Consider the following 12356-nt stretch of genomic DNA (forward strand, 5'->3'; position numbering starts at 1 on the left):
ATGACGTATCTTCGACGCGGCCAGGACGTGAGGACCGATCGGAGGGCCCGCTCGCGGCGTCGGTTTCGAGCCCGGCATCGCCTCGAGGCGTTCCGGCCGGACCTCGAGCGCCTGGAGGCCATCATCCTCCTGTCGACCACGCCCGAGGTGGAGCCGAACAACACGCTCGGCTTCGCGACCGGCCTGGCACTCTCTCAGGATCCGGCCTCGAGCGGCTTCTTCACGGGGTTTGGCACCGGGGCATTCACCGCCAGCGACGTCGACTACTGGAGCTTCACCGCCCAGGCCGGCGATCGCGTCTCGATCGCGGGCGAGGGCGGGTCGTCGAGCTCCTCGATCTACCTGGAGCTCCGCAACGCGAGCGACCAGGGCCTGGCCTCCGCGAGCGACACCTCCGCCGGCCGGCCCCTGATCGGCAACGTCCTCATCCCGTCCACGGGGACCTACTACGTCTACTCGAGGACCTACAGCTCGGGGAGCAATACGCTCGGGGCCTACACGATCCGCGCGGACATCGCCCGCGGATTCCTCTCGGAGTCGGAGGACAACGGCTCGATCGCGTCCGCCGGCGCCGCGACCCTGGGCCCGGTGGGGACGAATCAGGCGGGCGGGACGGCCTCCGGGGCCATCCGCGCCGCGACCGACGTGGACGTCTTCAGCCTGGGCAACTTCCGGTCCGGCGACGCCGTCAGCCTCTGGGCGACCAGGCCGTCGACGAGCGCCCTGGATCCGAAAATCGAGCTGCTCCGCGGGCCCGGCGGCCAGGTCCTGGCGACGGCGACCGGCGCGGGGACGGCGACCGCGACGCTCCCGGCCGACGGGATCTACTACGCCCGGATCTCCGCCAACACGGGGTCCGCGACCGGCATCGCCGCCCAGTACCTGCTCCAGGCCCGGGTGGACGACGCCTCGGCCCCGACGGTGATCGCGGACTCGCTCCCCGACGCGACCGCGGCGGCCGCCCCGTCGCTCCAGTTCAACGGCACGAACAACTTCGTCCAGGTCCTCGACTCGCCCTCGCTGCGGCCGACCGCCGGCCTGACGCTCGAGACCTGGTTCAACTTCTCCTCGACGCAGGCCCAGGTCCTCATCGGCAAGCCGCTCGGCGCGGGGACCAACAACTCCTTCGCCCTCTGGTATGACTCCGGCGCCCTCCGCGGGCAGGTCCAGGGGACGACGAACGGGAGCCAGGTCAACTACGGCTGGACGCCCGCGACGGGCACCTGGTATCACCTCGCGTTCACCTACGACGGGGCCACGGGGCTCCAGTCGCTGCTCATCAACGGCTCGGTGGTCGCCTCGAACGTCACGAGTGCGGTCCCCACGTACGACGCCCACGCGGTCCTGCTGGGCGCCGACGTGAACAACGGAGCCTTCGGTTTCTTCGCCGCCGGCAAGCTCGACGAGGTCCGGATCTGGGGCGTCGCGCGGTCCCCGGTCGAGGTCCTCCGCGACATGGCGCGGGGGCTGACCGGCTCCGAAACCGGGCTGGCGGGGTACTGGAAGTTCGACGAGGGTTCGGGCGTCGTGGCGGCCGATCGGACGAGCAACCACAATGACGGCAGCCTCGACGGCGTCGGCGGCCAGCGTCCGGCGTGGGCCGCGGGCGACGGGGCACCGCTGCTGGTCCCCGGGGGCTCGGCGACGGTCGTCCAGGCGATCGATCGCTTCTCGCTGACCTTCAGCGAGGACCTGCTCGCCTCGGCCGCGACGAATCCGGGCAATTACAGCCTGGTCGGCGCCGGGCCGGACAACAGCTTCGGGACGGCCGACGACCAGGTCTACGCCCTGACGCCGACGTACGCCGGCGTGGGCTCGCGCTCGGTGGCCTTCACGATCGACCCGAATCCGCTCCAGCCCGGTCGGTTCCGGTTCCGGACGCTGGCCGGGCTGACCGATCGAGCCGGCCGCGGGGTGACGCCCTACACCCAGGAATTCAGCATCGCCGCGCCGGCCGCGGGGGCCATCGAGGGGGTGCTCGGGGACGACTCGATCCCCGGAGCGACCCCGTTGCCGATGGCGGAGCTGCAGGCGGGGGGGCAGGCGTTCTCTGGCCTCGGCGTCGGCACCTTCTTCGACGGCGCCGACCGGGACTACTGGCGGTTCGATGCCGAGGCCGGCGACAGGGTGACCATGCGGCTGGAGTCGGCCGCCTCCGGGCCGTTCCTCTACCTGAGGAACGCCACCGGCCAGAACCTGATCACGACGTCCGGGAGCCCGTCCCTCATCCAGGGTTTCACGATCCCCGCGCCGGGCACGTATTACGTTTACGTCGGCGCGGGCGCGGCGGGGACCTACCAGCTTCGCGTCGACCAGGCGCGGGGGCCGGCGCTCGAGATCGAGGGGAACGACAACCAGGCCGCCGCCACGATCCTGTCGGCGGTCGCCGGGGTCGGCTCGTTCCGGGCGAAGGCCGTGGGCGCGATCACCGCCGGCGACCCGGGCGACTACTACAGCCTGGGGAACCTGACGGCCGGGAGCACGATCCTCGCGAGCCTGGCCCTGCCGACGTTCGGCACCCTGGCGGCCGGGGACGTGACGCTGACGATCGAGCGCCTGGGCGCCGCCGCCCTGGCCTCGGGCGGCGGCACGTTGAGCTACACGACGGACGCCGATGGCGTGTACTACGTCCGCGTCCGTGCCACCGGATCCGGCATCCGGGCCCAGTACCTCCTGGACCTGACCGTGACCGACCTCACGGCCCCGAAGGTGGTCGGCACCAGCTTCCCCGGGGGCAGCCCGGCGACCGAGTTCAACCTCTCGTCCAATCCGGTGGGGACCTGGACCTACGGCTGGCAGCAGACGCTCGGCGCGACCTTCAATCCCTACGTCCAGCGGAGCGACGGCAACGGCCTCAACGCCTGGGTCGCCGGCGGCGTCAGCGGCTCGCTCGGCGTCTACCACAACGCCTCGACCTACCCGCTGAGCTTCAGCAGCGTGACCTACGCGCCGGGCCAGCTCTCCCTCCATCCCGGCTCGGGAGGTCAGAAGAGCGTCGTCCGCTGGACCGCCCCCGCGGCGGGGTCGATCGTCGTCGGCGCCCGGTTCATGGGCCTCGACTTCACGGGCCCCACGTCCTCCGACGTCCACGTGCTCCTCAACGGCGTCTCCCAGTTCGATGCCAACGTCAACGGCTACGGCGAGGCCGCCGCCAGGTCCTACTCCGGCACGATCGTCGTCAAGGCCGGCGATACGCTGGACTTCGTGGTCGGCTACGGCACGAACAACAATTACAACTACGACACGACCGGCCTGGACGTCTCGATCTCCGGACTCACCCAGCTCGCGACCACCGCCGAGCTCGATCGGCTGACGGTCGCGTTCTCCGAGGGCATGGATCCGGCCCGGGTCAACGATCCGTCGCTCTTCGATCTCCGCGCCGCGGGCGCGGACGGCACGTTCGATACGGCCGACGACCAGGTCTACACCCTGGTCCCCATCGGATCCAACGCCGGCCCGCTGGCGTCGTTCCGGATCACCGACGGCCCGCTCCAGCCGGGCTCGTATCGGTTCCGCGCGAAGACCGGACTCCTCGACCTGGCCGGCAACGCGCTGGTCGCCTACGAGAGCCGGTTCACGGTGGCTCCCCTCTCGCCGTTCACGATCGAGAACCGCTCGAACGACACGTTCGCGACGTCGACGCCGCTGGGCCCCGCGGTGTCGACGCCCTCCGGCACCCTCATGGCCGGACCCACCTACGCGATCGGTTCGGGCGCGTACGCGGTGGCGGCGGGGGACCTGAACGGGGACGGCAAGGCGGACCTGGTGACGTCCAACAACTCGGCCGGGACGATCAGCGTCTTGCTGTCGCAGGCGAGCGGCGGCTATGCGCGGACGGACGTGTCGGTGGGCAGCGCGGCGGTGGGGGTGGTGCTGGCGGACTTCGACCGCGACGGCAAGCTGGACGTGGCGGTGGGCCTGGACGGCCCCAACACGGTGGTGGTGCTGCAGAACACGACGGTCGCGGGGGCGACGGCGGCGACGTTCGCGGCGGCGGCGAGCTACGCGGGCGGCGACCCGCGGCTGCTGGCGGCGTCGGACCTGGACGGCGACGGGTACGCGGACCTGGCGGTGGCGAACTACGCGACCGGGACGGTGGGGATCTACCTCAACCGGGGTGCGGCGGGTGCGGGGCAGTTCGCGGCGGCGGTGACGTACGCGACGGGCGGGCGGCCGGGCGGGGTGGCGGCGGGTGACTTCGACGGGGATGGGAAGCTCGACCTGGCGGTGTCGAACTACGACGGGCTCAACGGCGGCGGCACCAACGACAACACGGTGGCGATCCTCAAGGGTCTGGGCGGCGGCGCGTTCGGTGCCGCGTCGTTGTTCGCGTCGGGGTCGAACAACCCGTACGGGGTGGTGGCGGTCGACCTCGACGGCGACGGCAAGCTGGACGTGGCGACGGCGGACTACGACTACTACAACAACCTGTCGGTGCTCTACGGGGACGGTTCCGGGGGCCTGTCGGCGGCGGCGGTGTACAACTTCGTGGGGAGCTACAACTACGGGGTCGGGATCGCGGCGGCGGACCTGGACGGTGACGGGCGTCGGGACCTGATCCTGGGTGGCGACGGTGCGGCGCGGGTGGTGGTGGCGTACAACCTGGGTGGCCGCCAGTTCGCCGCGATGACGTACGGGACGACGGCGACGGCCCGCGCCGCGGTGGTGGGGGACTTTAACGGCGACGGTGTGCCGGACGTGGCGGCGGCCCGGACCGATGGGGTGCTGCAAGTCCTGACCGGCGAGTCGACGTCGATTGCGTTGCCGGAGGACCCGGCGGGCACGGGGCTGAGGTCGGGCTACGCGCGGGGGAACCTGTGGAGTAGCTCGGACGCCGACTACTACAGCTTCACGGCCCATACGGGTGACGTGGTGACGCTGGCGATGGAGATCCCGGGGTCGCCCGGGGCCAGCGGGCTCTACGCCGAGCTGGACGACCCGACCGGGAACCGGCTCACGTCGTTCAGCTCCGAGTATTACGGCCGCAACGGGCAGGTCTCTTACGTGATGTCGGTGCCCGGGACGTACCGGGTCCGGGTCTCGTCCAACTACGATTTCCAGGCCGAGTATCGCCTTCGCGTGACCGTGACGCCGGGGACGGTCCAGGCGGAGGGCGAGGGGAACGACGCGATCAGCTCCGCCAACCGGATCGCGTTCGCGCCGTCGGGCCCGTCGCAGGTCACCGGGAGCGTGGCGGGTTACGTCAACCTGATCGACGGCGGGGACGTCTACTTCCTGGGCAATCTCGCGGCGGGGACGGTCATCGACCTGGGGACGATCGTGCCGTCGACGGTCGGCTCGTTCCTGCCCAGGGTGGAGATCGTGCACGGTTCGGGGACCGTGCTCCTGGACGAGGACGGCGACCCGAACGACGGCGACGCGCGGGCGACGATCACGACGGCCGGGGCGTACTACGCCCGCGTGACGGCGAGGGCCGGGGCCGGGCTGCTCGCCCAGTACCTGCTGACCGCGGGCCTGAGCAACTCCGCGCCGGCCAAGATCATCGGGACGAGCCTGCCCGCGTCGGGGTCGTCCTCGACGGACCTGATCGACCGCCTGACGCTGACCTTCGGCGACGAGATGCTCGCCGCGGCCGTGAACGCGACCGGGAACTATGACCTGCGGGCCGCCGGGCCCGACGGCTCGTTCGACACCGACGACGACGTCGTGTACTCGCTTGGCGCCCCCGGGTACGCGAACGGGCTGACCGCGGCGTTCCTGCTGGCGAACGGCCCGCTCCAGCCGGGCGAGTACCGCTTCACGGCGGGCACGGGCCTGCGCAACCTGCTGGGGCAGGCCCTGGCCGCCCCGTTCGTCCGGACCTTCTCGGTCGCCCCGATCGCCGGCTTCACGACCGAGAACCGGTCGAACAGCACGGCCGCCACGGCGACCCCGCTCGCCCTGGTCGAGGACCCCGTCGGCTCGACCTTCCGCTCGGCCGGCGGCCGAGGGCTCCTCTCCACCAGCTCGGATGTGGACTACTTCCGCTTCGCGGGCACGGCCGGGGATCGGATGATCCTGTCGGTCGACTCGATCCTCGGGGACAACTACTACGATCGCCTCTACTACACGATCTACGGTCCCGACGGCGCGCAACTGGCCCAGTACTCGAACGCGTACAATTCGAATCGCACCCAATTCGGGCCGCTGAGCCTGCCCGCGACGGGGAGCTACACGGTCGCGGTCTCGACCCTGGATGCCTACCTCGGCGAATACCGCCTGGTCGTGGCGACGGCGACGCCCGGCACCGTGCAGCTCGAGGCCGAGGACAACGGCGGGACGAGCGGCGCGACGGCCGTGACGCTGGCGGTGAACAACGACACGCGGTTCGGCACCGTGGGCGGCATCGTGACGCCCGGGGGGGACAACGACTACTTCAACCTGGGGACGATCCAGGCCGGCCAGACGATCTTCCTCACGGCGAGGAAGCCGGCGGGCAGCCCGCTGGATCCGGTCGTCAGCATCTACAACGCCCAGAACGGCTACGTCGTGGAGACCGGGAGCGGCCGGCCCTTCGACGGCGTCGCGCAGGTGAGCATCGCCCAGGCGGGCGTCTACTACGCGGTCATGCGGGCGGGCAACAACACGGGCTCGCTCCTGAGCTCGTACCTGATGGACATCCAGGTCCTGCCCACGGGGAGCGTGAACTTCCCGAACCTCCAGGTGACGACCGTCCTGCCGCCGTCCTCCTCGGACATCCGCAGCGGCCAGCCGGTCGGCTTCAGCTACACGGTTCAGAACGTCGGCTCGCTGGGCACCGGCGCCGCGGCGTGGTCCGATTCGGTCGTGCTCTCCGCCGACGCCATCTTCGGCAACGCCGACGACATCCCGCTCGGCGTGTTCGCCCACTCCGGCGCCCTGGCGGCGGGGGCCTCGTACACGAGCAATCCGACGGTCACGCTGCCCGAGGGCATCGCGGGGGATTACTACCTCTTCGTCTTCACGGACAGCGCCAACGCGGTCAATGAGTTCCTCCTCGAGGGGGACAACGTGACCGCCGCGGCCGGGACGATCCACGTCCAGCTCGCGCCCTATCCGGACTTGCAGGTGGAGGGGCTGGCGGTGGCGGGGCCGGACGCGACCGGCGTCTACACGGCGACCTGGACGACGGCCAACCGGGGCACGGGGGACGTCTCGAGCCCGTTCAAGGAGCGGGTCTCGGTGCGGAACCTGACGACCGGCGTCTCGCTGCCCGACATCGTCCTCGATTTCACCCAGCCGCTGTCCGCGGGGGGCACGAAGGCCCGCTCGGCCAGCTTCAGCGTCTCCACGCCGGGCTCTTACCAGGTCGTGGTGTCGACGGACAGCCTGGACCAGGTCTACGAGTTCAACGCCGGGGGGCATGCCGCCGCGGAGCAGAACGACGCGGCCCAGGCCGCCTTCGAGGTGAGCGTGGACCTGCGCGTCACCGGCTCGACCGCGACCCCCGCCGCGGTCGCGCTCAACGGCTCGCTCGACCTGGGCTGGACCGTGACCAATTTCGGGGCCGGCAACGCGGCGGCCGACTGGACCGATCGCGTCTACCTGTCGCTCGACCAGGCCTTCCAGCCGGGCACGGACGTCCTGGTGTTCTCGAGGACGATCGACACCCAGACGCCGCTGGCGCCCGCCGCCAGCTACACGGTCGCCGGCTCGGCGTCGGTGCCGACGACGCTGACGCCCGGCACGTACTACGTGCTGTTCGTGGCGGATGCGTCCGGCTCCCAGGCCGAGACCGACGAGACGAACAACGTCCGGGTCCATCCCACGCGGATCGAGGTGCGGGCGGCGGACCTGCGGGCGGTCGAGGCCCAGGTCAGCCCCTCGGCCCTGCAGACCGGCGGCCAGGCGACCCTGACCTGGAAGGACCGCAACGACGGCGCCGCGGCCACGCCCGCGGCCGCCTGGTCGGACCGGGTCACGGTCGTCAACCAGCGGACGGGCAAGACGCTGATCGACACGACCGTCGCCTACACCGGCGGGGCGCTCGCCGCCGGCGCCGTTGCGGACCGACAGCTCGTCTTCACGGTCCCCAGGGGGGACGCCGGCGCCGGCGACCTGCTGATCACGATCGTCGTCGACACGGTCAACGCCGTGCTCGAGGCGAACGCGTCCGGCACGGGCGAGACGAACAACGCCGCCAGCCTGGTCGCCACCGCGTCGGCGCCGGCGAGCGCGGACCTGGAGGCCTCGCAGGTCGCCGTGGCGGGCCCGTCGGGCCTGGCCTTCGCCGGCGACCCGGTGACGGTCACCTGGCGGGTGGACAACGTGGGCGGCTCCACGACGGGCGACGGCACGCCCGACGGCATCGTCGGCTCCTGGATCGACCGGATCGTCCTCTCCGCGGACGCGACCTTCGGGAACGCGGACGACATCCTCGTCGCCGACGTGGGCCACGCGGGCGCCCTCGACGCCGGCCAGGGATATGACGGGACCTGGACCGGGCGGATCCCGGCCGGCACCTCGGGGACCTACCGGTTCCTGGTCAAGGCGGACCACGGGGCGGGCCAGGCGGCCGTGTTCGAGGACGCCGACGCCGCCCCGAACGTGGCGGCGGCCCCCTCCTCGATGGACATCGCGGCGGCCCCGTTCCCCGACCTGACCGCGGCGATCGCCGTCTCCCCGGCGATCGGGCAGGTCGGCCGCACGATCGACCTGGCCTGGGTGGTCAGCAACGACCCGGCCCATGCGCTGGCGGCCACCGGCGCCGGCCCGTGGTACGACCGCGTGGTCCTCAGCCGCAACGCGACGTTCGGGGATGCCGACGACATCAGCCTGGCCGAGTTCGCGCACTCCGGCGCCGTGGCGCCCGGGGCCAGCTACACGGCGGCCAAGACGGTGAGCCTGCCGGCCTCGTTCATCGGCGCCGGGACGCTCTTCGTGGTCGCCGATTCCCGGTCGAACGTCTACGAGTACACCTTCGAGGGGAACAACGCCTCTGCCGGCCGGCCGATCACGATCCAGGCCCCCGACCTGAGGGTCTCCGACGTCGGGGCGACGGCCTCGACCGCCGTCTTCGGCCAGGCCGTCGGCCTCAACTACACGGTCCGGAACGCGGGGGACGGGCCGACCACCGCCGCGGTGAGCGATCGGATCTGGCTGAGCACCAACGCCACCCTCGACGCCGCCGACATCCTGGTGGCCACCGTCGACGCGGCCTCGCTGCCGCTGGCGGCCGGCGGCCAGTCCCAGCGCTCCAACCTGCTGGTGAACCTGCCGCTGAGCGCCTCGCTGGCGGCCGGCTCCTATTACCTGATCGTCCAGGCGGACGCCCTGGGCGTCCAGCCGGAGTCCGACGAGTCGAACAACGCCGCGGCGACGGCGACGCCGATCGCGATCACCTTCCCCCCCCTGCCCGACCTGAAGGTCTCCGACATCGGGGTCGACGAGGCCGCCGCCGGGACGCTGACCTCCGGCGGGACCATGACCATCCGCTGGCGGGACCGGAACGACGGCCTGGCGGCCGTGACCGCCCCCTTCCACGAGCGGATCGTGGTGACCAACGGCAACCAGACCGTGGTGAGCACGACGGCGGCGTTCGACGCCAGCGGGGCTGCGGCGATCGCGGCCGGCGGGTGGGCCGACCGGTCCTTCTCGTTCACGCTGCCGGACGGGGCGATCGGCGCCGGCAGCCTCACCGTGACGATCACCGCGGATTCCTCCGGCGAGATCGTCGAGGGCCTCGCGGGCAGCGGGCCGGAGACGAACAATGCGACCTCGGCCTCGTTCGTCTCCCGGCTCAGCCCGTACCCGGACCTCGTGGTGAGCAACCTGACGGCGACCCCGGTTGCGCTCCAATCAGGGCAGACGGTCAGCCTCGCCTGGCGGACCCGGAACGCAGGCACGGCCGCCGTGTCGGTCCCGTTCGCGGAGCGGATCCGGATCGTCAACACGACCACCGGGGGGACCCTCTTCGACCAGGCCTTCACCTATGATCCGTCGGCCTACGGGGCCATCGGCGCGGGGGGCGGGACCGACCGGACGATCTCGGTCGTCATCCCCGACGGCACGGCCAGCGTCGGGAACCTGAGCGTGTCCGTGACGACGGACAGCGCGGGGGCGGTCTTCGAGTACAACGCGTCGGGCACCGGCGAGTCGAACAACACGAGCAGCACGTCGGTGGCGGTGACGCTGGCCCCGTATCCGGACCTGGTGGCGTCGGACGTCGTCGCGACCACCGGCGAGGTGATCGGCGACCCGGCGTCGATCACGGTCTCCTGGAAGGTCGCCAACGCGGGGACGAAGGGGGCACAGTCGGCCGGCTGGGTGGACATCGTCTATGCCTCCGGCGACTCCACGTTCGGCGGCGACGTCGAGGTCGCCCGCTTCGCCAGGGCCGGCGAGCTCGCCCCGGGGGCCTCGTATGCCCGGACCGAGGAGATCCTGCTCCCCCCCTCCTTCACGGGCCGCTACAGGATCTTCGTCAAGGCCGACGGCGCCGACGCCATCTTCGAGAATGGCGCCGAGGCCAACAACGTGGCGGGCGCGGCCGGGACGGTCGACGTAATGCCGATCCCCTACGCCGACCTGACCGTGCCCTCCGTCACCGTGCCCGCCGCGGCCTCCAGCGGCCTGAACGCGACCGTGAGCTGGCGGGTGGAGAACCACGGCATCGGCCTGACCAACACCAGCTCGTGGAGCGACACGCTCTGGCTGGTGACCGACGCGGCGGGGGCGCATCGCACGGCCTACCTGGGCTCGTTCACGCACCTCGGCCAGCTCGCCGTCGGCGACGGCTACGACCGGACCGCGGCCGTCCGGCTGCCCGACGGGATCTCCGGCACCTACTACGTGGTGGTCCAGACGGGGGGGCCGTTCGAGTTCCTCTACACGGGGAACAACACCCAGGTCTCCGGCCCGATGGCCGTCCAGCTCACCCCCCCGCCCGACCTGGCCGTGACCGACATCGTCACGCCGACCCTCGCCGTGCCGGAGGGGACCCTCATCGACGTCCAGTGGACGGTCCAGAACGTGGGGCCCGGCGTGGCGGGCGGCTACTGGTCGGACACCGTCTACCTGAGGAAGGTCGGCGATCCCTCCGCCCCGACGCTCTCGGTGGGCACCTTCCGATACGACGGCCCGCTCGGAGCCGGGCTCTCGTACACCCGCCGCGAGCAGGTGCTCATCCCGGTGCACACCTACGGTCTCTACGAGGCGGTGGTCACCACCAATTACGACGGCCGCCTGTTCGAGAACGGGGCCACGTCCAACAACACGAGGGTCGACGACACCTCGATCCCGGTCACCCTCCTGCCGCGGCCCGACCTCCAGGTCACCAGCATCGTCGCCCCGGCGCAGGCCGACCCGAACCAGACGATCGCCGTCGAGTTCACCGTCACCAACGTGGGCACGGCCGACACCACGGTCCCGCGCTGGACCGACAAGGTCTGGCTCTCGCTGGATCCCACCGTCTCGTCCGACGACATCATGGTCGCCTCGGTGGGCAACCAGTCGGCCCTGGCCCAGGGCGAGTCCTACAAGACGGTCACCCCGTCGGTGCTGATCCCGCTGCGGTTCCGCGGCACCGTCTATCTCATCGTCCAGGCGGATGCCGGCGGGCAGGTGGACGAGTTCCCCAACGACGGCAACAACACCAAGTTCGTGGAGCTCTACGTCCGCCCGCAGCCGCTGCCGGACCTGGTCATGGGGGGCGTGGTGGTGCCCACCCAGGTCGTGGAGGGGGCGACCGCCGAGGTCCGCTTCACCGTCACCAACCTCGGGCCCGGGACCACCGGCGTCGACGCCTGGACGGATACCGTCTGGCTGACCCGCGACAAGAACCGGCCCAATCCCGGCCTCGGGGACATCCTCCTGAAGAGCCTCCCGCACCAGGGCGCGCTCGTCAACCGCCAGGGCTACGACGTCGTGACCACGGTCCAGATCCCCGACCACCTGGTCTCGGGGACCTACTATCTCATGCCGTGGACCGACCCTTACGACGTGGTCCCGGAAGACACCCTGGCCATCAACATCAACCCGGACGACCCCAACGAGATCGACAACAACAACTACAAGGCCGGCCGATCGGACGCGCTCGGGACCACCGTCATCCAGCAGGCGATCCCCAAGCCCGACCTGTACGTGACCTCCGTCGTCGCGCCGTCGCAGGCGCTCGCCGGGACGTCGTACACGGTCTCCTGGACCGTGGCCAACAAGGGGCATGGCGCGGCCGGCGGCTCGTGGGGCGATGAGATCTGGCTGACCGACGATCCCAACGTCGTCCCGTCCACCGGGAACGCCCTCAGGCTCGGCCGGGCGATCCACCAGAACGGGCTCGACAAGGGGGGCTCCTACGTCGGCTCGCTCACCGTGACGCTCCCCCCGTCGGCCCGCGGCAAGTTCATCGTCGTCATGGTCGACGCCGGGCCGCCGACGCT

1 protein-coding gene (only partly in view) is annotated in these 12356 nt (G+C 71.4%); it reads left to right on the plus strand.

From position 1 onward, the window contains the following. A protein-coding gene (locus G6O54_RS26150; protein ID WP_165229876.1) for a CARDB domain-containing protein crosses the window boundary here: on the plus strand, positions 1 to 12356 show its start. Its footprint extends 20935 nt past the window's final position; 12356 of the gene's 33291 nt are visible here — the first part of the coding sequence; its start codon is at positions 1 to 3; its stop codon lies beyond the right edge, outside the window.

This window comes from Aquisphaera insulae, from assembly GCF_011064615.1.
Taxonomy (GTDB): domain Bacteria; phylum Planctomycetota; class Planctomycetia; order Isosphaerales; family Isosphaeraceae; genus Aquisphaera; species Aquisphaera insulae.